The organism is Haloferax sp. Atlit-109R (assembly GCF_003665865.1).
Classification (GTDB): Archaea; Halobacteriota; Halobacteria; order Halobacteriales; family Haloferacaceae; genus Haloferax; species Haloferax volcanii.
The window spans coordinates 964,320-984,638 of sequence record NZ_QPLO01000001.1; the positions used below are offsets into that span (position 1 = coordinate 964,320).

General features: G+C 68.8%; 23 protein-coding genes. 11 read left to right on the forward strand and 12 right to left on the reverse strand.

The window, feature by feature from the left end; translation table 11 throughout:
- Nucleotides 1–22 precede the first annotated feature (22 nt).
- From DVK03_RS05045 to DVK03_RS05055, 3 genes are all read left to right on the forward strand, one after another.
- On the forward strand, nt 23–1,126 hold the full coding sequence (locus DVK03_RS05045) for a hemolysin family protein (RefSeq protein ID WP_115802364.1): 1,104 nt from the start codon (nt 23–25) through the stop codon (nt 1,124–1,126).
- A gap of 95 nt (nt 1,127–1,221) precedes the next feature.
- Nucleotides 1,222–2,328 (forward strand): Xaa-Pro peptidase family protein, encoded by a 1,107-nt coding sequence (locus tag DVK03_RS05050; RefSeq protein ID WP_115802365.1) that lies wholly within the window; start codon nt 1,222–1,224, stop codon nt 2,326–2,328.
- 57 nt (nt 2,329–2,385) lie between these two features.
- Nucleotides 2,386–2,574, forward strand: coding sequence for a hypothetical protein (locus DVK03_RS05055; protein ID WP_004064092.1), 189 nt, complete (start codon nt 2,386–2,388; stop codon nt 2,572–2,574).
- Nucleotides 2,575–2,625: 51 nt separating this feature from the next.
- On the opposite strand, the gene DVK03_RS05060 is transcribed toward DVK03_RS05055, so the two are convergent.
- Both DVK03_RS05060 and DVK03_RS05065 read right to left on the reverse strand, forming a co-directional pair.
- Nucleotides 2,626–3,762, reverse strand: a complete 1,137-nt coding sequence (locus DVK03_RS05060; RefSeq protein WP_004043944.1) for a phosphotransacetylase family protein — start codon at nt 3,760–3,762, stop codon at nt 2,626–2,628.
- A 26-nt stretch (nt 3,763–3,788) separates the two neighbouring features.
- Complete coding sequence (locus DVK03_RS05065) at nt 3,789–5,882, reverse strand: acetate--CoA ligase family protein (RefSeq protein WP_115802366.1); 2,094 nt, start codon at nt 5,880–5,882, stop codon at nt 3,789–3,791.
- Nucleotides 5,883–6,089: 207 nt separating this feature from the next.
- Here DVK03_RS05065 and DVK03_RS05070 point away from each other — a divergent pair, with 207 nt between their 5' ends.
- The 3 genes from DVK03_RS05070 (at nt 6,090) to DVK03_RS05080 (ending at nt 8,274) form a co-directional block, all read left to right on the forward strand.
- The gene (locus tag DVK03_RS05070) at nt 6,090–6,350 is read left to right on the forward strand and encodes a hypothetical protein (protein ID WP_004064088.1); all 261 of its coding nucleotides are present in this window, start codon (nt 6,090–6,092) and stop codon (nt 6,348–6,350) included.
- A 210-nt stretch (nt 6,351–6,560) separates the two neighbouring features.
- Complete coding sequence (locus DVK03_RS05075) at nt 6,561–7,313, forward strand: hypothetical protein (RefSeq protein ID WP_115802367.1); 753 nt, start codon at nt 6,561–6,563, stop codon at nt 7,311–7,313.
- 163 nt (nt 7,314–7,476) lie between these two features.
- A complete protein-coding gene (locus DVK03_RS05080) occupies nt 7,477–8,274 on the forward strand; it encodes a ZIP family metal transporter (RefSeq protein WP_115802368.1) in 798 nt (265 codons plus the stop codon).
- A gap of 95 nt (nt 8,275–8,369) precedes the next feature.
- On the opposite strand, the gene DVK03_RS05085 is transcribed toward DVK03_RS05080, so the two are convergent.
- The 3 genes from DVK03_RS05085 to DVK03_RS05095 all read right to left on the reverse strand — a co-directional run bounded on the left by DVK03_RS05085 (nt 8,370) and on the right by DVK03_RS05095 (nt 10,495).
- Nucleotides 8,370–8,654, reverse strand: coding sequence for a hypothetical protein (locus tag DVK03_RS05085; RefSeq protein WP_006600505.1), 285 nt, complete (start codon nt 8,652–8,654; stop codon nt 8,370–8,372).
- Between the two features lie 135 nt (nt 8,655–8,789).
- Nucleotides 8,790–9,545, reverse strand: coding sequence for an ABC transporter permease (locus DVK03_RS05090; RefSeq protein ID WP_115802369.1), 756 nt, complete (start codon nt 9,543–9,545; stop codon nt 8,790–8,792).
- On the reverse strand, nt 9,542–10,495 hold the full coding sequence (locus DVK03_RS05095; protein WP_115802370.1) for an ABC transporter ATP-binding protein: 954 nt from the start codon (nt 10,493–10,495) through the stop codon (nt 9,542–9,544). Before DVK03_RS05095 ends, DVK03_RS05090 begins: the two co-directional genes overlap by 4 nt.
- A 141-nt stretch (nt 10,496–10,636) precedes the next feature.
- Here DVK03_RS05095 and DVK03_RS05100 point away from each other — a divergent pair, with 141 nt between their 5' ends.
- Nucleotides 10,637–12,028: a sorbosone dehydrogenase family protein gene (locus DVK03_RS05100; RefSeq protein ID WP_115802371.1), complete on the forward strand. Its 1,392-nt coding sequence runs from the start codon at nt 10,637–10,639 to the stop codon at nt 12,026–12,028.
- 33 nt (nt 12,029–12,061) lie between these two features.
- Here the strand turns inward: DVK03_RS05100 and DVK03_RS05105 are convergent, their stop codons facing one another.
- A complete protein-coding gene (locus DVK03_RS05105; RefSeq protein ID WP_115802372.1) occupies nt 12,062–13,060 on the reverse strand; it encodes a Gfo/Idh/MocA family protein in 999 nt (332 codons plus the stop codon).
- 79 nt (nt 13,061–13,139) lie between these two features.
- Between DVK03_RS05105 and DVK03_RS05110 the strand changes: the two genes are divergently transcribed.
- Nucleotides 13,140–13,361 carry a hypothetical protein gene (locus tag DVK03_RS05110; RefSeq protein ID WP_115802373.1) on the forward strand — a complete coding sequence of 74 codons (222 nt, stop codon included), beginning with the start codon at nt 13,140–13,142 and terminating at the stop codon, nt 13,359–13,361.
- 52 nt (nt 13,362–13,413) lie between these two features.
- Nucleotides 13,414–14,436 (forward strand): aldo/keto reductase, encoded by a 1,023-nt coding sequence (locus DVK03_RS05115; protein WP_115802374.1) that lies wholly within the window; start codon nt 13,414–13,416, stop codon nt 14,434–14,436.
- A gap of 64 nt (nt 14,437–14,500) precedes the next feature.
- On the opposite strand, the gene DVK03_RS05120 is transcribed toward DVK03_RS05115, so the two are convergent.
- The 4 genes from DVK03_RS05120 to DVK03_RS05135 form a co-directional block, all read right to left on the reverse strand.
- Nucleotides 14,501–14,905 (reverse strand): metal-dependent hydrolase, encoded by a 405-nt coding sequence (locus DVK03_RS05120; RefSeq protein WP_115802375.1) that lies wholly within the window; start codon nt 14,903–14,905, stop codon nt 14,501–14,503.
- Nucleotides 14,906–14,917: 12 nt separating this feature from the next.
- Nucleotides 14,918–15,151: a SelT/SelW/SelH family protein gene (locus DVK03_RS05125; RefSeq protein WP_115802376.1), complete on the reverse strand. Its 234-nt coding sequence runs from the start codon at nt 15,149–15,151 to the stop codon at nt 14,918–14,920.
- 72 nt (nt 15,152–15,223) lie between these two features.
- Nucleotides 15,224–15,880 (reverse strand): hypothetical protein, encoded by a 657-nt coding sequence (locus tag DVK03_RS05130; protein WP_115802377.1) that lies wholly within the window; start codon nt 15,878–15,880, stop codon nt 15,224–15,226.
- Between the two features lie 27 nt (nt 15,881–15,907).
- Nucleotides 15,908–17,314: a heme o synthase gene (locus DVK03_RS05135; protein ID WP_115802378.1), complete on the reverse strand. Its 1,407-nt coding sequence runs from the start codon at nt 17,312–17,314 to the stop codon at nt 15,908–15,910.
- Between the two features lie 162 nt (nt 17,315–17,476).
- On the opposite strand from DVK03_RS05135, the gene coxB reads away from it, so the two are divergent.
- Entirely contained in the window at nt 17,477–18,235 is a 759-nt protein-coding gene (gene coxB, locus DVK03_RS05140) for a cytochrome c oxidase subunit II (protein WP_004064062.1), read from the forward strand.
- Nucleotides 18,236–18,358: 123 nt separating this feature from the next.
- Here the strand turns inward: coxB and DVK03_RS05145 are convergent, their stop codons facing one another.
- The gene (locus DVK03_RS05145; RefSeq protein WP_004064061.1) at nt 18,359–18,787 is read right to left on the reverse strand and encodes an adenylyltransferase/cytidyltransferase family protein; all 429 of its coding nucleotides are present in this window, start codon (nt 18,785–18,787) and stop codon (nt 18,359–18,361) included.
- Nucleotides 18,784–19,269, reverse strand: a complete 486-nt coding sequence (locus DVK03_RS05150) for a Mov34/MPN/PAD-1 family protein (protein WP_004064059.1) — start codon at nt 19,267–19,269, stop codon at nt 18,784–18,786. The genes DVK03_RS05145 and DVK03_RS05150 overlap by 4 nt, the downstream gene beginning before the upstream one ends.
- A gap of 102 nt (nt 19,270–19,371) precedes the next feature.
- Here DVK03_RS05150 and DVK03_RS05155 point away from each other — a divergent pair, with 102 nt between their 5' ends.
- Nucleotides 19,372–20,226, forward strand: a complete 855-nt coding sequence (locus tag DVK03_RS05155; protein WP_115802379.1) for a fructosamine kinase family protein — start codon at nt 19,372–19,374, stop codon at nt 20,224–20,226.
- Nucleotides 20,227–20,319: the final 93 nt, after the last annotated feature.

The window sequence follows — 20,319 nt, forward strand, 5'->3', positions numbered from 1 at the left end:
CCGGTTCGAACGCTCGCGGTACATGGTAGGTGTCGAAACCGCGCTTCGCCTCGGCGGCGGTCTGGTGTTGTTGCTCGCGAACGCCTTCTTCGTCGTCTCCGAGTTCGCGATGACGCGCGTCCCGCAGTTCGACGAGTCCGCTTTCGAGGGCTCCCGCGGGCTCGAACTCGCGTGGGAGATGACGGAGCGGCTCGAAGTGTATCTCTCGGGCTGTCAGGTCGGGATTACCATCGCCAGCGTCGGCCTCGGCGTCGTCGCTGAACCCGCGGTCGCGGCCACGTTCGACGCGGTCCTCGGCGGCGGCGGGGCGGCGGGCTCCCACACGTCGCTTTCGGTCGGGCTGGCGCTCGTCGTCATCAACCTCTCGCACGTCGTCCTCGGCGAGCAGGTGCCGACGTACCTCGGCGTCGAGCGCTCCCGCACGGTGGCGAAGTACACCGCGCCCGTCCTCTACGGCTGGACGAAGCTGATGTACCCGGTCATCGTCGTCGCCGACTGGCTGGCGAAACGCCTGCTGTCGCTCGTCGGCGTCGAGATAACCCGCTCGTGGCAGGAAGCCGAACTCGACGACGAGGACGGCGACGGCTCCGCGGGTGAGGGCACCCGGCTCACGCGCGGCGAGGTCCGCAGCCAGATGGGGGACGTGCTCTCACAGGGTTCGCTCCCCGAGGACCGCCGCGAGGAAGTGCTCAACGCGCTCCGAATCGGTGAGTTGCCCGTCCGCGACGTGATGGTCCCCGCCGACCACGTCGTCGCGCTCTCGGCCGACGCGACCACCGACGAGAGCCTCGAACGCGTCCGGTCGAACCCCCAGCACTCGCGGTTCCCGCTCGTCGGGGACTCGCTGGACGACGTGCGGGGCGTCGTCTACGCGCCGACGGTGCTCTCGAACATCGACCGCCTCCAGTCGGGCGACCGCCGCCTCGACGACATCGCCGCGCCCCCGCTTTCGGTCCCCTCGGACCTCTCGGTCAGCGACCTCATCGACCGCTTTCAGGAGGAAAATCAGGAACTCGCCATGGTCCGCGACCCCGAAAGCGGCTCCGTGGTCGGCCTCGTGACCGCCTCCGACGCCTTCGAATCCATCACCGGCCAGCTCTACGACCCGCTGGACCTCGGGGCGTAGGACGCCCGCGGACCGGGGTGGGCCGGCCGGTGGTCCGCGACCCGCCGCGCTCGCGGACCGCCCACGCTTTTCCCCCGGCGCTCGTATCGACTCGCATGACGCCCTTCGAACGACGGACCCGCGCCTGTCAGGAGCGACTGACCGACGTGGACGCCGACGCGACCGTGCTGTTCCCCAGCCGAAACCTGCTGTACCTCTCGGGCTTCGACGAGGAACCCGCAGAGCGCCACCTGCTTCTGTTCGTCCCTCGCGAGGGCGCGCCGGCGTTCCTCGTCCCCGACCTCTACGAGACGCAGGTCCGCGCCGAGTCGTGGGTCGCTGACGTGCGAACGTGGAGCGACGACGACGACCCGCGGGACGCCCTCGCGGACATCGTCTCGGACCTCGGCCTCGCCGGCGGCCGCGTCCTCGTCGACGACACGATGTGGGCGCGCTTCTCGCAGGACCTCCGGGCGGCGCTCCCCGACGCCGACTTCGGCCTCGCGAGCGAGGTCGTCGCGCCGCTGCGCGCGCGGAAGGACGACGCCGAACTCGACGCGCTCCGCCGCGCCGGGGCGACCGTCGACCGCGCGGTCGAGCGCGTCCGCGACATGGGCGCGGACGCCGTCGGCATGACCGAGAACGAACTCGCCGCGGAAATCGAGCGCCTCCTCGCGGACGAGGGCGGCGAGGGGATTCCCTTCGGCCCACTCGTCGGGTCAGGTCCCAACGGCGCGATGCCCCACCACAGCCACGGCGACCGCGTCATCGAGTCGGGCGACCCGGTCGTCCTCGACTTCGGGACCGTCGTCGACCACTACCCGAGCGACCAGACCCGAACCGTCGTCTTCGCCGGCGAACCGCCCGCGGAGTTCGCTGAGGTCCACGGCGTCGTACAGGCCGCCCGGACCGCCGCCGTCGAGACCGTCGAACCGGGCGTCGCCGCCGGCGACGTCGACCGCGCGGCCCGCGAGGTCATCGAGGAGGCGGGCTACGGCGACCGATTCATCCACCGGACCGGCCACGGCGTCGGTCTCGACGTACACGAGGAGCCGTACATCGTCGCCGGGAGCGACCGCGAACTCGAAGTCGGGAACGTCTTCAGCGTCGAACCGGGCGTCTATCTCCCCGACGAGTTCGGCGTCCGAATCGAGGACCTCGTCGTCGTCACCGACGACGGCGCGGCACTCCTGAACGACACCGACCGCGGCTGGCGCTGCTGACCGGCCACCGGTAACGTGACCTGGAACTATTAACTTCCTGACCACCGTAGCGGGCGTATGGTCTCCCGACAGACGCTCGTCGTCACCGGGTTCGTCCTCGCCGCCCTCCCCGCCGCCTATCTCGTCGAGCTAGCCACCGGACAGTTCGTCCTCTCGTTTTTCGCGCTCCTCGGCGTCGGCGTCGGCGCGCCGTCGCTCGTCAACGACTACCTCGATAGTCGCGAGCGCGACGAAAACGGGGTCTGAGTCCGAATCCCGAAAAAATCAGTACCGTAGTCGATACCGACGCGTTGGCCGTTACTCGTCGTCTTCGTCGGCGGCCGCGTCGTCAGTCGCACCGTCGTCAGCCGCGCCGCCGTCGCCGGACGGCTCGACGTTGCCGATGATGGCGTCGATGTCGGCGTGTTCGTACAGCAGGTCGCGCATCCGGTTGACCGTGCGCTCGTCGCGGGTGCGGCCCGTGCTGACGATGTCCTCGGCGCGGTCGGTCACGGAGAGCGTGTCGCCGTTGACGAGGAGCACCGGGACGCCTTTCTCTTCGGCCTTGCCGATGACGGCCCCGACGGGTCGGTGGCCGCCGGTGAGGATGATGCATTTGACGCCGGGGGCTTCGAGCGCGGCGCGCTGGATGTTCGCGCGGTCGCCGCCGGTGATGACCGCGGCGTTCTTCGTGCGGCGGAAGTAGCGGAGCGCCGCGTCGCCGCCCATCGCGCCGACGAGGAAGCGCTCGACGAAGGCGTCGGTCGGCGCGTCGGTCGCGAGGTCCGCGCCGAGTTCGTTGGCGAGTTCCTCGACGGTGACGCCCGCGAGGTCCTTTTCGGTCGGGACGACGCCGAGGACGGGAACGCCGCGGGCTTCGAGGAACGGCGCGACCTCGGTTTCGAGTTCGTCGTAGGCGGAATCGCTCACGCGGTTGAAGACGACGCCCGCGAGGCGGTCGGGGCCGATGTCTTCGACCGCCGCGACCACGTCGTCGAGGTCGCTCGGGTGCTGGTAGTCGGCGACGAGGACGACTTCGGCGTCGAGGAGGTCCGCCACGTCGCCGTCGGTGAGGTCCACGATGCCGCCGGTGCGGTAGGAGCCGCCGCCCTCGACGAGCATCAGGTCCTTGCCGGCCGAGATGTCCTCGAAGTGGTGGGAGATGACCTCCGAAAGCTCCTCGGCGTTCTCCTTGCCGCGGACCGCGCCCTGGATGAACGTCGGGGAGTAGACGACGGGTTCGAGCTGGTGCATCTCCGCGTCGATGTCGAGCAGTTCGCGGGCGAGCATCGGGTCCTCGTCGAGCGTCTTGCCGGTGCTGGACTGGAGGCGGGTGCCCTTGGGCTTCATGTAGCCCACGTCCAGTCCGCGCTCCGTGGCGAGGACGCCGAGTGCGAGCGTGATTGCGGTCTTCCCGGTGCTTTCTCCGGTCGAGGTGACGAGTACCGTGTTCATTGTTGAGTGATAGGGTGGTGAAGTGTTTAAAGTTCGTCCGGGTCGACGGTGAGTCGAACGTCGACGGCCTTCACGCCGTCCGGCAGCGCGACGAGCGGGTTGATGTCGAGTTCGAGGATGGCCGGGAAGTCGGTGACGAGCTGGGAGAGTCGCTGGATGGTCTCCGTGATACCGCCGATGTCCACCGGGTCGTTCCCGCGGGCCCCGCGGAGCATCGGCGCGGCGTCGATTTCCTTCGTCATGTCTTCCGCTTCCGTCTCGGAGACGGGCGCGACGCGGAACGTCGTGTCCTCGAGGATTTCCACGAAGATGCCGCCGAGGCCGAACATCATGAGCGGGCCGAACTGCGGGTCGCGGTTCATGCCGACGATGGTCTCGACGCCGTCGTCGAGGTTCACCATCTCTTGGACCTGCACGCCGAGGATGTTGGCGTCGGGCTGGTAGTTCTTCGCGCGGGTGATGAGGTCCTCGTAGGCGTCGTAGACGTCCTCGTTTTCGACGCCGACCTTGACGCCGCCGATGTCGGACTTGTGGAGGATGTCCGGGCTGACGATTTTCATCACGACGTTGCCGTCGATGTCCTCCGCGACTTCGAGCGCGTCGGCGGGGTCGTCGACGATGTCGCCGGCCGGCGTCTCGATGCCGTAGGCGTCGAGCAGTTCCATCGCTTCGACGCCGAGGCGAGTCTCGTCGCGGTCCTCGACGGTTTCGAGGATTTCCCGGGCGCGCTCGCGGTCCACGTCGAACTCGGTGGGCGCGTCGTACTCGCGCTGGCGGATGTCGGCGTACTCCGAGAGCGCTTCGAGGCCGTCGACGGCGCGCGAGGGGTCGAAGTAGTTCGGGATGCCGGCGTCTTTCATCACGTCGGAGGCGGCATCGACGCGCTCGCCGCCCATGAAGCAGGCGGCGATGGGTTTGTCGTACTCTTCTTGGAGTTCGACGGTGTCGGCGGCGAGTTGGTTGTAGTCGAGGACGGCCGTCGGACAGGTCAGGACGAGCGCCATGCCGACGTTGTCGTCGGCGAGCGCCACGTCGAGGGCCTCCTTGAACCGGGCGTTGTCGGCGTCACCGACGATGTCGACCGGGTTGTAGATGTTCCCCTCGGCGGGGAGCGACTCGGAGAACGCTTCGAGCGTCTCGTCGGTGAAGTCGGCCATCTGGAGTTCCGACTCGCCGATGGCGTCGGTCGTCATGACGCCGGGGCCGCCGGCGTTCGTGATGACGGCCACGTCCTTGTTCTCGGGGAGCGGCTGGTCGCCCAGCACGCGGGCGGTGTCGAACAGGTGCTGGACGGAGTCCGCGCGGATGACGCCCGCCTGTTCGAGGCCGGCCTCGTAGGCGGCGTCGGAGCCGGCGATGGTGCCGGTGTGCGAGGAGGCTGCCTGCGCGCCGGCGTCGGTCTTGCCGGACTTGACGAGGACGATGGGCGTGTCCTTCGTCACGTCGCGGGCGGAGTCGATGAACTCGCGACCCGCCGAGATGCCTTCGAGGTAGCCGATGATGACCTCGGTGTCGGGGTCGTCGTTCCACGCCTCGATGAAGTCGGCCTCGTCGAGGACGGCCTTGTTACCCAAAGAGACGATGTCCTTGAAGCCGATGTCCTCGTCGTTGGCCCAGTCGATGACGGCCGTGATGAACGCGCCCGACTGGCTCATGAAGGACATGTTGCCGTCGAGGGCCATGTCGGGGCCGAACGTCGCGTTCATGCCCACGTCCGTGTTCATGATGCCCAGACTGTTCGGGCCGACGACGTTGAGGTCGTACTCCTCCGCGATGTCGCGGAGTTCCTGCTCGCGGGCGGCACCCTCGCTGCCCGTCTCGCCGAAGCCGGCGGTGATGACGACCACGTTCTGGATGCCCGCCTCCCCGGCGGACTTCATCGCCGGCAGGACGACCTTCGGAGGGACGACGATGACCGCGAGGTCGGCGTCCGTCTCGCCGACGTCGCCGTAGCACTGGAGGCCGAACAGTTCGTCGTACTTGGGGTTGACCGGAACGACCTCACCGTCGAACTCGTCGATGAGGTTGTCCATGATTGCCCGCCCGATTGCTCCTTCGCGCTCGGTCGCACCGACCACCGCGATTCGGTTCGGCGCGAACAATTCGGATAGCTCTCCCATTGGTTGTTGATTCCCGTCATTGACTGATAAACTCGGTGGTGTGGGCGCTCTCACGGCCTTTGGTGGCACGATACAGTAGCGCAATTAATCGGGAGGGTTCGTGATTTATACCACAGAATTGGGCCGAATACGCTCGTCAAGTGGGGGGTATCGACGCCGGCCCGTGGCGGCCAAACATATAACTCCGTTGCCTGAAAACGACGGGCCATGTCCCCACCACCGGACGACACGCCACTCCACCGGACCGCGGGCGCGAAAGTCGCCGTCGCGGTGTTCCTCGCGCTGACGCTCGCCTACGCGCTTCTCATCGCCCAGCAAGTCCTCGCGTGGGTGTTTCTCGTCGTCATCGTCGTCGTCATCTGGTACGCCGCCAGACTCGTCGTCGCCATGGAGGAAATCGCGACGCAGCTCGGCCGTCTCGCCGACGAACGCACCGGTTCTCGCGGCCGGGGCGACGAATCAAGCTGAGATTAAATCACGGCCGACGCGCTCGAACCAGAGACCGTCTCGCCCGCGAGTCGGCCGGTCGAGAAATCAAAGATCAACCGATAGAATCGCCAGTTCGTCCGTTTTCCCCGAGTATCGGAGAAACCGGAGGGTTCCGATTACGAGATGATTTTATTCACGGTTCTTGTATTCTTAACTAACTTCGGGGAGCGCGACGTTCCACCCGCAACAATGTACCCGTTACAAGTCACGCTGACCGAGTCCATCGCAGAGTTGACCAACGCCGTGCTCGCGTTCGTCCCGCGGCTCGTGGGCGCGCTGTTGATTCTCATCGTCGGCTGGTTCATCGGCAGCATCGCGGCCCGGCTCATCACGCGGGTCGCCGACCGCGTCGAAGTCGACAAGGCCGTGTTGGCGACGCCCGTCGGGAAGATTCTCGGCGGGACCGAAAAGGCCGTCTCGGGCGCGTTCGGGACGCTCGGCAAGTGGTTCGTCTACGCTATCGCCGTGCTCGCGGCCGCCGACGTGCTCGCGGTCGACCTGTTTTCCGAATGGGTCTCGACCGCGGCGTCGTACGCGCCGTCGTTCGTGGCCGGCCTGCTCGTCATCGTCCTCGGATTCGTCGTCGCCGACTTCATCGGTGACGCCATCACCCGGACCCGCGCGGCGACCGAGACGCCGTACACGAGCGTCTTCGCGGTCGGCACCCGGATGTTCCTCTACTTCACCGCCGTCGTCATCGGTCTGAGCACGATGGGCATCGACGTGGCCATCCTGTTCACCATCGCGCAGGCGTTCGCGTGGGGCATCGCCGCGGCCCTCGCCATCGGCGTCGGCGGCGCGGTCGCCTTCGGCGCGCGCGACTACGTCTCGGCCAACGTCGAGCGCTGGATGGGGTCGGCCCGCTCCGTCGCGGCCACCCCCGTCTCCCCGATGGGCGGCGACACCGACCCACCCGAGGGCGCGTCGCCGGCCGACGACTGACCGCAGAGTCCCGATATATCAGAATATCTATCTCATCTTCCTGTCGGAGTTTTTGGCCCGTCTAAACTGTTTGAGGCTTGCTACCCGCAACTCAAATATTTAGGCGAGCCAAAAATATCTGGTATATGATAATACTTATCGGCGCCGAGTGGCTACGTTCGGTATGGACCAGTTTGCCGCTCTCACGTTCGTCTTTCTCGCGGGGCTCGTCACGGCCATCGCGACCGGGGTCGGCGCGATTCCGTTCTTCTTCGTCTCGGACGTGAGCGACCGCTGGAACGTGGCGCTGTGGGGCGTCGCCTCGGGCATCATGGTGTCGGCGTCGCTGTTCGGCCTCGTCTTCGAGGGACTCGCGAACGGGACGCCGCTCCAACTCGGCATCGGAATGCTCGCCGGCGTCGCGCTCGTCCTCGTCGCCCACCACGTCATCGAGGGCGCGGAGGTCAACCCCAAGCAGTACGAGGAGGCCGACTTCCGCAAACTGCTGTTGATTCTCGGCATCCTCACCGTCCACAGCTTTCCCGAGGGCGTCGCCGTCGGCGTCTCGTTTGCCGACCTCGGCCTCGACGGCGGCTTCCAGCTGTTCGGCTTCGTCGTCCCGCTGCTCGCGGTGTTCATGACTATCGCCATCTCGATTCACAACGTCCCCGAGGGGCTGGCCATCTCCATCCCGCTGCGGTCGATGAACGTCTCGAACTGGAAGCTCGTCTGGTGGGCCATCTTCTCCAGTCTGCCCCAGCCCATCGGCGCGGTCATCGCGTTCTACTTCGTCCGCATCGCCCGGGAGTTCCTCCCGTTCGGCTTCGGCTTCGCGGCGGGCGCGATGGTGTTTCTCGTCCTCACGGAGTTCATCCCCGAGGCGCTCGAACTCGGAAAGCGCCTCCCGCGCGGCGGCCGGGTCGAACTGCTCGCCGGCCTCGTCGCCGGCTTCGCCGTCATGGTCCCGCTGGCGTTCATCTGAGCGCGGCGGACCCGCCACGACGGCCCAGACGCGTGGCTCTCGCTTTCGACTCGGAACGACAGAGAAAACTGTGAACCGCGAGCCGCGAACGCGGCTTAGTGCGAGTGGCCGAGCGCGTCCGACAGCGGGACGCCGAAGCGCTCCTCGAACAGCTCTTCCATCTGTTCGTTGATTTCAGCGATGTCGGCCGGCGCGCCGCCCTCGCTGTGGTGCGCGACGACGTGTGCCTGCTGTGCGAACGCCTGCACGACCACGTCGGCGACGACGTCGGTCGGGTCTTCGCCCTGCTCCGCGAAGATGTCGACGAGGCCCGCGGGGAGTTCCAGCGCTTCGGTGTCTCCGCCCGGTCCCTCGATGGTGTACGTCTCAGTTTCGACCATGCCACCACGTGGGGTCGGCCGCGGGTTAAGGCTTGAGTTTGCGGGCGCGCCGGACGCCCTCGGGGAGCGCTCCGAGCACACCCGTGAGCCACGGTTGCCGCGCTGCGCGTCGCGGCGCGGTCGCGCGTCTCCGCCTCAGTCGGTCCGCGGAATCGCAACCGTCCCCGCCGCGAAGAAGACGACCGCGAGGGCCGCGAGAACCGCGAGGTTGGTGAGCCAGTCGCCGCCGCCGTAGGTGAGCGCCCGGACGCCGCGGGCGAAGTACGTGAGCGGCGAGAGATTCAGCGCGGGGACGAACCACGCCGGGAGCAGGTCGGGCGTCACGAACGTCTCCGAGAGGAACAACAGGGGCAGCGCGATGGCGTTGCTCGCGGCGATGACGCCGTCCTGCGAGTCCGCGACGCTCCCGATGACGGCCCCGAGGCCGCAAAACAGCGTCACGCCGAGCGCGACGAAGGGGACGATTGCGAGCGTCGCGGGCGTCAGCGGAATCGACGCGCCCGTCACGAGCGCCGACAGCGCGAGGAGCAACAGCGCCGCGAGGCCGATGACGACGACGTTGACGAGCGAGTGCGCGAGGAGCCACTCGGCGCGCGACAGCGGCGTCGTCGCCAGCTTCTCGAAGCGGCTTCCGTCGCGGTGGCGGGCGATGGTGCTGCCGACCCGCGACAGCGGGGTGAACAGCACGACGACCGCGAGGTAGCCGGCGATGTAGTACTCCTTCGGCTCGGCGAACAGGCCGCCGCCGGTCGGCTGGGTCTGCACGAGCGCCCCGAAGATGACGACGATGATGGCGGGGAAGAAGAACGTGAAGAAGACCGCCGTCCGCCGCCGGAGGAACGAGTGCCACGAGGCGACGAACTCCGAGCGGACGCGGGCGGCGAGGCTCATCTGTCACCTCCGACCGCGGCGGCCGCGGCGGGACGGGCCGCCTCGAACTGCTCGCCGGTCAAAGAGAGGTAGACCTCTTCGAGGCCGGGCTGTTTCCAGACGAGCGACTCGTAGACGACGCCCGCGTCGTCGAAGGCGGCGACCACGTCGCCGATGTCGCGCGGGCCGACGCCGTGGACGGTGATGCCGTCGCCCGACACCGTCGCGTCGAGCGCGGCCGGGAGCGACACCGAGCCGAGGGCCGCGTCGGCATCGGCGTCGCCGTCGGTTCGGACGACGAGGCGGCTCTCGCCGCCGTACTCGGTGACGAGGGCGTCCGGCCGGCCGACCGTGACGAGTTCGCCCGCGTTGAGCAGGCCCACGCGGTCGGCGAGGCGCTCTATCTCCGCCATGGAGTGGCTGGTGAGAAACACCGTCGTCCCGCCGGCGGCGAGGTCCTCGACGAGTCCCCACAGCGACCGGCGGCCCGCCGGGTCGATGCCGGTGGTCGGCTCGTCCAAGAACAGCACGTCGGGGTCGTTGACGAGCGTCAGCGCGATGCAGGCGCGGCGCTGTTGGCCGCCCGAGAGGTTCTCGTACCACGTGTCGGCGGCGTCTGCGAGGCCGACCTCGTCGAGCACCGCGTCGGGGTCGCGGGCGTCGTCGTACAGCCCCGCGTAGTAGGCCACGAGTTCGCGGGCGGTGAGCCGACCCGCGGGCCGGAACTCCTGCGGGAGGACGCCGAGGCGCTGGCGGTCCACCTCGGTCGGGTCGCGTCCGAGGATGGCCGCCGACCCCGAGTCAACCGCGGTCGTGCCCGTGAGGGCGCGAACCAGCGTCGTCTTCCCCGCGCCGTTCGGACCGATGAGGCCGAAGACCTCCCCCGCGGCGACCGACAGGGAGACGCCCGAGAGCGCCTCCACGTCGCCGTAGGACTTCCTGAGGCCGTCGGCGGCGAGTACCTCGTCCATGTCGTACCCGTCGTCACTATCGGGTGGTAAGAGATTCGGAATCGCCGCTCGATTCGAGTCGCGGGGCCGGCGGACGAGCGCGGGGCCCTAACCGACCCGACCGCAGCAAGCCTTACTCCGCTCGCGCTGTACTACGTTGACATGAACGGGTCCCGACGCGAGTTCCTCGCCGCGACCGGCGCGGCTCTCTTGGGCGGCTTCGCGGGCTGTGCGAGCGCACCGACCGACGACGCCGGAGCGACGACCGACAGCGACGCGACGACCGGCGAGACCGACGGCTCGACCGCGACCGCAGATTCCGGGGGCGGCGGCTCGCTCGCGGGCCTCGAAGTCGCCTACGAGACGGTGGCGACCGGGTTCGCCTCGCCGGTCGACGTGGCCATCCCCGAGGCGTTCGGCGGGAGCCGACGGTTCGTCGTCGACCAGCCCGGTCGAATCTGGTTGCACGACGACTCTGGACTGCGAAGCGAATCGTACCTCGATATCACCGACCGCGTCGTCGACGTCGGCGGCTACGACGAGCGCGGCTTCCTCGGCGTCGCTTTCCACCCCGAGTTCTCCGACAACGGGCGGCTCTACCTCCGGTACAGCGCCCCGCGGCGACCGGGAACGCCCTCCGACGACAGCCACACGTTCGTCTTGAGCGAACTGACGGTCGACCCCGAAGCGACGACCGTCTCGGCCGACGCCGAGCGGACGCTGCTCGAACTCCCGCAACCCCAGTCGAACCACAACGCCGGAGCCGTCGCGTTCGGCCCGGACGGCTATCTCTACGTCGCCACGGGCGACGGCGGCGGCGCGAACGACGAGGGGCGCGGCCACGTCGACGACTGGTACGACGCCGTGCCGGGCGGCAACGGACAGGACGTGACCGAGAACCTCCTCGGGAGCGTCCTCCGCATCGACGTGGACTCGACCGGCGGCGTCTCGGGCGACGACGACCGGCCCTACGGAATCCCCGAGGATAACCCGCTCGTCGGCTCCGACGGCCGCGACGAGCAGTACGCGTGGGGGTTCAGAAACCCGTGGCGGCTCTCGTTCGACGGCGAGGACTGCTACGTCGCCGACGTGGGACAGGGCGCGTGGGAGGAGGTGAACCTCTTGGAGCGCGGCGGCAACTACGGCTGGAACGTCCGCGAGGGCGCACACTGCTTTCGCGCGGGCGACTGCCCGACCGAGACGCCCGACGGCGCGCCGCTCATCGACCCGGTGCTGGAGTACCCCCACAGCGGCGACGGGCCGTCCGGGGTGGCCGTCATCGGCGGCCACGTCTACCGCGGCGAGGCGATTCCGGACCTCTCGGGCGCGTACGTCTTCGCCGACTGGCAGTCCGAGGGCAGACTGTTCGCCGCCCGCCCGAGCGAGTCGCGCCCGTGGGACATCGCGGAGCTACCCGTGACGGACCGCGACGACGGCGGGACGAACGTCCTCGCGTTCGGCCGCGACCCCGACGGCGAACTGTACGTCTGCACCAGCGACCGAGGGGTCGTGACCGGGTCGTCGGGCGCGCTGAACCGGCTGGCCGGGGTGTGACGGCCCGAGTCGAGAACTCAAATCACACTCTGCTCAGGCGTCGCCGTCGACGTTGACCCGCCTGCCGGTCGTCGCTGACTCGTAGGCCGCCTCGGTCAGCGCGGTCACCCGCAGGGCGTCTTCGGCCGGGATGGCGAGGTCGGCTTCGTCGCGCGCGGCGTCCACGAAGTTCCGGAGCTTCTTCCGGGTCAGCTCCTCGAAGTCGGGCGTCGGCGGCGCGGCGGTGTAGGTCGTTCCGCTCTCCGTCACCTCGATGGTCTCGCCGTCGAAGGCGACCATCCCCTCGGTTCCGATGACGCGGAGCGACTCGCCCGGCTCGGGGACGCTCTGTCCGTCGCCGGAGACGCCCACGCTCGCGGTGAGGCGGTCGCCGTCGCGGTCGAGGACGACCGCGAGCGCCGAGTTCACGTCCACGTCGTGGCCGCGGTGGTCGACCGCCGCGGCGACCGTCACCGGCTTCGAGCGCGTCACCCAGAGCATCGCGTCGAGGAGGTGCGACCCCGAGTCGTACAGTTGGCCGCCGCCCGACAGCGACGGGTCGCCGCGCCACTCGTCTTTCGTCCAGCGAATCCACTCCTGTTCGAGGTGGCAGACCACCATGTGCGGGTCGCCGATGCGGCCGCTGTCGACGACGCGCCGGAGTTCGTGGAACCGCGGGTCGAAGTGGCGCTGGTAGCCGACCGCGAGGGTGAGGCCGCGGTCCTCGGCGCGGTCGATGAGCGCTCGCGCGCCGCCGAGGTCGGTCACCATCGGTTTTTCGAGGTGGACGTGGAGGTCGGCGTCGAGCGCGGCGAGCGCCTGGTCGAAGTGCTCGGTGTGCGGCGAGGCGATGGTCACCGCGTCGAGGAACTCGGCGTCCAGCAGTTCCGCGGCCGTCTCGTAGGTCGGCACGTCGAACTCGCCTCCGAACCGCTCGCGCACCTCGTCGTCGGGGTCGACGCCGGCGACGACGCGCACTCCCTCCAGTTCGTTGAGGAGGCGACACTCCAGCATCCCGAGGCTTCCGAGGCCGATACCTGCGACTCTGAACATGGCGTATCAGTCGTGCGGAAGCCGCAAAAGCGTGCGGGCGAGTCGCAAGGGGTTCCCGGGTGGCTCGTGTGGGTCGGCCGTGAACGACGCAGTCCGCCAGCGGTTCGCCGTCGTGCTCGCGTTGGTCGGTGTGGCGCTCCACGTGACTGCCCTCGCCGCGAATCCGTCGCAGGGATTCGTCACCGAGGGATTCGCGGTTCTGTTGCTCGCGCTCGCGGTCGGCGGCGCACCGGTCGCGCGCGACCTGCTCGCGGCGGACGTGGCCCCCGCCGAATCGCCCGACGCCGACGAACAACGCTGAACCGCTCGCCGCTACTCACACGCTTTAGTCGCCGGCCGTCGTGGCATCGACCATGAGCCTCGACTATCGACGACTCGGGTCGACCGGCACCCGCGTCTCGGAACTGTGCTTCGGCACGTGGCGATTCGGCCGCAAGAGCAGCGGCGTCCTGGAGACCGACGAGGAGGAGGCCCACGAACTCCTCGACGCGTTCGAGGAGCGCGGCGGGAACTTCATCGACACCGCCAACGTCTACGGGAATCCGAACGGGACCTCCGAAGAGTACATCGGCAACTGGCTGGCCGAGCGCGACCGCGAGGACTACGTGCTCGCCTCGAAGGTGTACTTCCCGTTCGACGAGGACAACCCCAACGGGCGCGGCCTCTCGCGGACCCACATCCGCAACCAAATCGAGGGCACGCTCGACCGACTCGACACCGACTACCTCGACCTCTACTACATCCACCGCTGGGACGAGGAGACGCCCATCGAGGAGACGCTCCGGACGCTCAACGGCCTCGTCGAGGAGGGGAAAGTCAACTACCTCGGCGCGTCCACGATGGCCTCGTGGCAACTCACGAAGGCGCTGTGGAAGTCCGACGTCAACGACTACGCCCGGTTCGACGTGACGCAGCCGCTGTTCCACGCCGGCTACTACGAGGACGTGAAAGACTACCTCGACGTGTGCGGCGACCAGGACATCGCGGTCTGTCCGTACTCGCCGCTCGCGGGCGGCTTCCTCACGGGCAAATACGAGCGCGCCGACCCCGACGACCCGACCGAGTACGTCGCGCCTGACGGCGCGCGCGGCTCGTTCGACGAGCGCTTCGACCGGTTCTACGTCTCCGAGCGCGGCTGGAAGGTGCTCGACGAGATTCGCGCCGTCGCCGACGAGGTCGACGCCAGCCCCGCGCAGGTCGCGCTCCGCTGGCTGATGGACTACCCCGAGGCGACGGTCGTCCCCATCGTCGGCGCGCGAACGACCGACCAGCTCGACGAGAACGTCGGCGCGGCCGACGTGGACATCTCGACCGACCAGTGGGAGCGCATCATGAACGCCCGCTACGACGAAGACGGCCGGCGCTGGGGCCACTGAGCGGCTGCGGGCGATTGCGGGCGATTACGGGCGACCGTCAGCGACCGACCGATTCCGGCTTTTTTCACGCGATGCCGAGGTCTCGGAGGAAGTCGCAGACGACGTGGACGTAGAGCACGACCGCGAGGAACGCCGCGAGCGAGTCGAGTCCCGAGAGCGCGAGCGCGCCGACCGCGACGCCGCCGACGAGGTGGTGGCTCAGGAGGCGTTTGCGGTCGAACTCGGTGTCGAACTCCTCGAACACTCGCTCTTGGTCGAGGAGGCCGACCCGCGGGTTCGTCACCGCGAGCCGCAGGTTCGCCCAGTCGCCGCGCTGGACGCGGGCGATGACGAAGTGGTCGAGGTCGACGAAGACGCTCGCGAACACCGCGCCGGCGACGAGAAGCGGCAGGCTCCCCGGCGGGTCCACGGCGACCGCGGCGACCGCCCCGGCGACCGCGCCGACGGCGGCGTGTTCGAGTGACTTCACGGGTCGCCCCGCTCAGCCGACGTGCGGGCGGACCCGCCGGAGCACGAGGTCCGGGTCGAACTCGTCTTCCGACTTGTCCCAGACGCGCTCGCCGTCGACGATGACGGTGAGGACGCCGTGGTCGCCCGTGACGAGCGCCACGCGGTCGAGTCGGTCGCCGAACTGTTCGAGCAGCGCGTGCTGGAGCGTCTCGGCGCGGTCGAGGAAGCCGCAGGGGACGCAGTATTCGATTTCGACCTGGGTCATACGCGGACGTTCACGGCGCGCGGGTAAAAGCGAGGGGGCGGGTCGTGAGTGTGCCCGCGGGAGCGACCCCGCCTACTTCCCGAAGCCGGGGCGCCACCGGAGGAGCACCACGGTGACGAGGAAGACCAGCGTCGAGAGGTCGTACGAGAGCGTCGTCACGGTCGCCGCGACCGCGGTTCCGCTGCCGAAGACGCTCGTGGCGACCGACGCGAGGACGGGCCACGAACACGAGACGCAGGAGAACAGGCCGACGACGCCGGAGACGGCCGCGCCCGCCGCCTCGACGACCGTGTCGTAGACGAGGAACGCGAGCGCCGCGTAGCCGACCACCCGCGCCGGCATGAGTACGAGGTTGAACAGGTCGCCGCCGTAGACGAGCGCCGGGCCCCATCCCGGCGGGAGGAAGGCGACGCGGACGCCGCTCGCGCCGCCGGGCACGGGCGAGGTGACGAGGCCGCCGGCGACCGCGAGGAGCGCGAAGTAGCCGACAGCGACGGCGGCCGCCTTGCGCTTCGTCGCGGTCGAGGCGGGTGCCACGTCGGTGTCGAACAGGACCCAGAGGCCGACGATGACCCACGCGACGCCGTAGACGGCGTAGCGCGGCGCGCCGACGCTCGCCTCGGTGAAAAGCAGGTAGACGAACGCCAGAATCAGCGTCGTGTTCACGGCGAAGGCGGCGCGGAGCAGACTGGCCCGCGAGGGGCGGGGAAGTGCGGATGCGGTTGCCATGTGTGTGGGTGGTGTCGCAGGCGGTTCTCAGATGGCGAGCGTGTCGACGACGATGGCGAGCAGCAACATCCCGAGGTAGGCGTTCGAGGCGTGGAACGCCCGGAAGGCGGCGGTGTCGTCGCGCTCGTAGTGCAGGCGCACGACGAAGTAGAGGAACGCGCCGCCGAAGAGGATGCTCGTCACGAGGTAGACGACTCCGAGGGCGTCCATGACCGCGAGGCCGGCGGCGGCGACGAGCGTCGCGCCGAGCCACCAGAGGATGTGCTTTCGCGTCTCGGTCTCGCCGCGGACGACGGGCATCATCGGGAAGCCGCCGCGGGCGTAGTCGTCCTTGTAGGCCAGCGCGAGGTTGTAGAAGTGCGCGGGCGTCCACATGAAGATGACCACGGCGAGGACGACGCCGCCGAGGCCGACGTCGCCGGTGACGGCGACCCAGCCGATGAGCGCCGGAAGCGCGCCGGCCGCGCCGCCGATGACGGTGTTCTGGACCGTGTTGGGCTTCAGGATGAGCGTGTAGACGACGCTATAAAAGGCGATGGCGACGACGCCGAGGACGGCCGCGAGCCAGTTGACGGACGCGAACAGCGCCACCGACGCGACCGTCAGGAGCAGACCGAACGCGACCGCGTTGCGGACGGGCACGAGGTCGACCGCGAGCGGCCGGTCGCTGGTCCGTTGCATCCGGCGGTCCACGTCGCGTTCGAGGACGTGGTTGAACGTGCCGGACGCGCCGATAGAGAGGACGCCGCCGCCGAGGGTCGCCGCGATGACTTCGGGCGTGAGGCCGGGCGAGACGGTGCCGGCGAGCGCCATCGCCGCCGACGCGACGAGACAGAGGAGCCACATCAGCCGCGGCTTCATGAGCCGGAAGTACGCGTTGACCGTCGCCTTCGCGCGGGCGACCGGGTCGGTCGGGACGGGCGGCCGCTCGCCGTCGTCGGCCGGGGGGCTCATCGACGGGGTGCCGACCGGCGCGTCGTCGGGGTCGCCGGTGGCCGCTTCGAGCGTCCACGCGAGGGCGGCGACGAGGCCGCCGAAGATGACCATCCCGAGGACCAAGTGGAGCGTCGAGAGGGCGGGGCCGACGCCGACGGTGGCGACGACCGCGCCGAGGCCGGCCTGCGCGGGATAGAGCACGGCCGACGCAGTGACGGTCGCTCGCACCCGGCGAGACGTGTCGGCCCGCCACGCCGAGACGAGCGTGGCGACCGTGAGGAGGCCGACGAGGACGGCCGCGACGCGGTGGCCGAGGGCGACCCAGCCGTTGAGCGTCGCGGGGAGCGAAAAGCCGTCGCCGCACGCGGGCCACGCGCTGCACGCGGCGGTCGCGTCCGTGAGCGCGGTCGTCGCGCCGACGATGAGCAGGAGATAGACGCCCATCGCGGTCGCCGCGAGCAGGCCGTGGAACGTGTTCGAATCGCGATTCGTGGCCACGAAATTCACCTACGGACGTGTTGGACCGTCCCGTATTTAGGACCCGCGCTTTTCCGCCTCGCGTTCGGGCGTCGCTCCCCGTGATATGAGGGGGAGGGGTTGATAAACGGCGGGCCGAGAGTCGGTACGCATTTATGCGGTTGTTCCTAAGTCTCGCTCAGCATGAGAAAGACGCGTTTCGCGCTCGCGTCCCTGCTCGCGACGGCCGCGATGGCGCTCGTTGCCACCCCCGCCGCCGCGCAGGCGTCTGCCACGTCGGAACTCATCAACCAGCTGAACGGGGAGCTGCTGTACGTCGCTATCCCGATCACCGTGCTGGTGGAGGTCATCCTCCTCTACACCGTCATCAAGTTCCGCAACAGCGAGCGCGCACTGCCGACCAAGGAGAACCGCCGGCTCGAAATCACGTGGACCATCGCGACAGCGATTATCCTGCTTTTCGTCGGCGTCGCCTCCTACGGCGTGCTGGCCAACGAGAACGTCACGCACCAGGGCAACGACATCGCCATGGACGACGACCCGGTCGTCGTCACGGCGGAGGCCTACCAGTGGGGCTGGAACATGTACTACCCCGAGGAGGGTAACTTCTCGTCCGGCAACGAGATTGTCATCCCCAAGGACCGCCCGGTCTACTTCCAGGTCACCTCAACGGACGTGATACATGGATTCCACGTCCCCGAACTCGCGCTCAAGCAGGACGCGATGCCGGGTTCGACGAACACCATCAAGACCGTCGCCTACGAGGAAGGCACCTACCAGGGCTACTGTACCGAGTACTGCGGCGTCGCGCACTCCCAGATGTACTTCACCGTCGATGTCGTCTCGCAGGACGAGTACCAGAACTGGCTCGACGAACAGCAGTCGGCCAACAGCGAGTCGTCCGGCTCCTCGAACTCTACCGCGACGAACTCCACGCAGTAACGCTTCCTCCCTTCTGTTTCGACGCTCCACCCGAGTGACGACGCTCGCGCTCGTCGCGGTCGGTCGTCGGAGAACTCGTCGCGGGCCGCAGTGCAGTCGGCTATCGTCCGGACGAACGGCGACTCAACAGCGTCGCTCGACGATGCGGTCGATGATGCGACCCGTCGAGAGCAGTTCGTCGTCGTGGCGGAGCTCCCGGGGCGTCGCGCGCGTGACCTCGCAGTCGATGCCGCGGGCGTCGAGGGCGGCTTTGATTCCGTCCTCGTCGTGGTGTTGGTCGTAGCCGAGGACGATAACGTCGGGGTCGATTTCCTCGATGGGGACGAAGATGTCCTCGGCGTGGCCGAGATGCGCCTCGTCGACCACGTCGAGCGCGGCGACCATGTCGCGGCGCTGGCGGCCGTCGAGTATCGGTTTCGGCTTGTGCGTCACGTTCTCGCCGCGGGCGATGATGACGTGGAGTTCGTCGCCGAGCGACGCGGCGTCCGAGAGGTAGTGGACGTGGCCGGGGTGGAGGATGTCGAAGGTTCCCTGCGCGATGACCCGTCTCATCGGTCCAACTCCGCGTCGATGTCGTCCTGCGTGAAGTCGAAGAACGATTCGGGGTCGGGGAGGTCTGCGTCGAGCACGTCGAGGTCGCGGACCTCGCCGGACTGGTCGAACGCCTCCCAGTCGTCGGGACCGTACGGCGAGCCGATGATGATGTGGACCCGGCCGCTCCCGAAGGTGTCGAGGTCGGCGTCGCTCGGTCGGAGGACGCCGTTGGGGTGCGAGTGAATCGACCCGACGGCGCGGAAGTCGTTCGGCACGAGGTCGTTCCTGACGGTCGCGCTGTACGGGTCCGAGACCGTCCCCGGGATGATGAGCACGTCCGTCACGACGTAGCCGTCGCGGTCGACGCCGACCCGTCGGGCCTCCTCGCCGCGGAGGAGTCCCATGTACTCGTTCGGATGCGTCTCCGCAGAGGCTTCGAGCGCGAAGTCGAGGGCGTCGGCCGCGATGCCGACGACCTCCCGCGACCGGAAGAGTCGCATACCGAACCGTCCGCAGGCGCTCCATCTAAGGGTTCCGGAACGCCGAGTCGGTCGCCGGAACGGAACCGCCATACTGAGGTCGGCGCTCGCCCGACATCGGGTGTGACGCTCGATTCCGACCTCGTCGCCCGCGTGACGGACGCGCTCTCGGCGGACGCGCCGCCGACCGCGACGACCGAACTCGACGGCGGACACGTCGGCCGCGTCTACCGACTCGATTTCGACGGGCGCGACCCCGTCGTCGCGAAGGTGGGCGACACGCCGCTCGACGTGGAGGCCGCGATGCTCGACTCGCTCGCCGCGGCCGGCCTTCCGGTCCCCGCGGTCCACCACGCCGACCCCGACCTGCTCGTCCTCGACTACGTCGAGGGCACGTCCGAGTTGACCTCCGCCGCCGAGCGCGACCTCGCCACCCACCTCGCCGCGCTCCACGAGACGACCGCGCCGGCGTTCGGCTTCCCCTACGACACCCTCTCCGGGCCGTACCGACAGCCGAACCCGTGGACCGACTCGTGGGTCGCGTTCTTCCGCGACCAGCGCCTCCTGCCGTGGACCGAGGCGGCGCTCGGTTCGGGACTCCCAGACGCGACGGCCGAGCGAATCGAGTCGGTCGCCGCCGACCTCGACGCCCTCCTCGTCGAACCGGCGGCCCCGCGACTCGTCCACGGCGACGTGTGGGGCGCGAACCTCCGCGTCCGCGACGACCGCGTCGTCGCCTTCCTCGACCCGGCGTGTTACTACGGCCACCCCGAGGTCGAACTGGCCTACATCGACTGGTTCGACGCCGCGGGCGACGCCTTCTTCGACGCCTACGACGAGCGCCGACCCATCGCCGACGGCTTCTTCGAGCATCGCTCGCCCGTCTACGCGCTGTTTCCGCTCCTCGAACACGTCCGCGTCTTCGGGGCCGACTACGTCCCGTCGGTCGAAGACGCGCTGGACGAACTCGGCTACTGACGCCCCCGCGCAGGCGAGTTTCGAGCCGAATCGGGTCTGTGCGAACCGGCCGCGCACGCGAGATGCTTTTGTAAAGCTTAACACTACCCCCTG

What these genes read in the sequence shown, in the direction of transcription:
- DVK03_RS05045 (WP_115802364.1), top strand. Translation starts at nt 23, where the DNA reads ATGGTAGGTGTCGAAACCGCGCTTCGCCTCGGCGGCGGTCTGGTGTTG.
- DVK03_RS05050 (WP_115802365.1), top strand. Translation starts at nt 1,222, where the DNA reads ATGACGCCCTTCGAACGACGGACCCGCGCCTGTCAGGAGCGACTGACC.
- DVK03_RS05055 (WP_004064092.1), top strand. Translation starts at nt 2,386, where the DNA reads ATGGTCTCCCGACAGACGCTCGTCGTCACCGGGTTCGTCCTCGCCGCC.
- DVK03_RS05060 (WP_004043944.1), bottom strand. Translation starts at nt 3,762, where the DNA reads ATGAACACGGTACTCGTCACCTCGACCGGAGAAAGCACCGGGAAGACC.
- DVK03_RS05065 (WP_115802366.1), bottom strand. Translation starts at nt 5,882, where the DNA reads ATGGGAGAGCTATCCGAATTGTTCGCGCCGAACCGAATCGCGGTGGTC.
- DVK03_RS05070 (WP_004064088.1), top strand. Translation starts at nt 6,090, where the DNA reads ATGTCCCCACCACCGGACGACACGCCACTCCACCGGACCGCGGGCGCG.
- DVK03_RS05075 (WP_115802367.1), top strand. Translation starts at nt 6,561, where the DNA reads ATGTACCCGTTACAAGTCACGCTGACCGAGTCCATCGCAGAGTTGACC.
- DVK03_RS05080 (WP_115802368.1), top strand. Translation starts at nt 7,477, where the DNA reads ATGGACCAGTTTGCCGCTCTCACGTTCGTCTTTCTCGCGGGGCTCGTC.
- DVK03_RS05085 (WP_006600505.1), bottom strand. Translation starts at nt 8,654, where the DNA reads ATGGTCGAAACTGAGACGTACACCATCGAGGGACCGGGCGGAGACACC.
- DVK03_RS05090 (WP_115802369.1), bottom strand. Translation starts at nt 9,545, where the DNA reads ATGAGCCTCGCCGCCCGCGTCCGCTCGGAGTTCGTCGCCTCGTGGCAC.
- DVK03_RS05095 (WP_115802370.1), bottom strand. Translation starts at nt 10,495, where the DNA reads ATGGACGAGGTACTCGCCGCCGACGGCCTCAGGAAGTCCTACGGCGAC.
- DVK03_RS05100 (WP_115802371.1), top strand. Translation starts at nt 10,637, where the DNA reads ATGAACGGGTCCCGACGCGAGTTCCTCGCCGCGACCGGCGCGGCTCTC.
- DVK03_RS05105 (WP_115802372.1), bottom strand. Translation starts at nt 13,060, where the DNA reads ATGTTCAGAGTCGCAGGTATCGGCCTCGGAAGCCTCGGGATGCTGGAG.
- DVK03_RS05115 (WP_115802374.1), top strand. Translation starts at nt 13,414, where the DNA reads ATGAGCCTCGACTATCGACGACTCGGGTCGACCGGCACCCGCGTCTCG.
- DVK03_RS05125 (WP_115802376.1), bottom strand. Translation starts at nt 15,151, where the DNA reads ATGACCCAGGTCGAAATCGAATACTGCGTCCCCTGCGGCTTCCTCGAC.
- DVK03_RS05130 (WP_115802377.1), bottom strand. Translation starts at nt 15,880, where the DNA reads ATGGCAACCGCATCCGCACTTCCCCGCCCCTCGCGGGCCAGTCTGCTC.
- coxB (WP_004064062.1), top strand. Translation starts at nt 17,477, where the DNA reads ATGAGAAAGACGCGTTTCGCGCTCGCGTCCCTGCTCGCGACGGCCGCG.
- DVK03_RS05145 (WP_004064061.1), bottom strand. Translation starts at nt 18,787, where the DNA reads ATGAGACGGGTCATCGCGCAGGGAACCTTCGACATCCTCCACCCCGGC.
- DVK03_RS05150 (WP_004064059.1), bottom strand. Translation starts at nt 19,269, where the DNA reads ATGCGACTCTTCCGGTCGCGGGAGGTCGTCGGCATCGCGGCCGACGCC.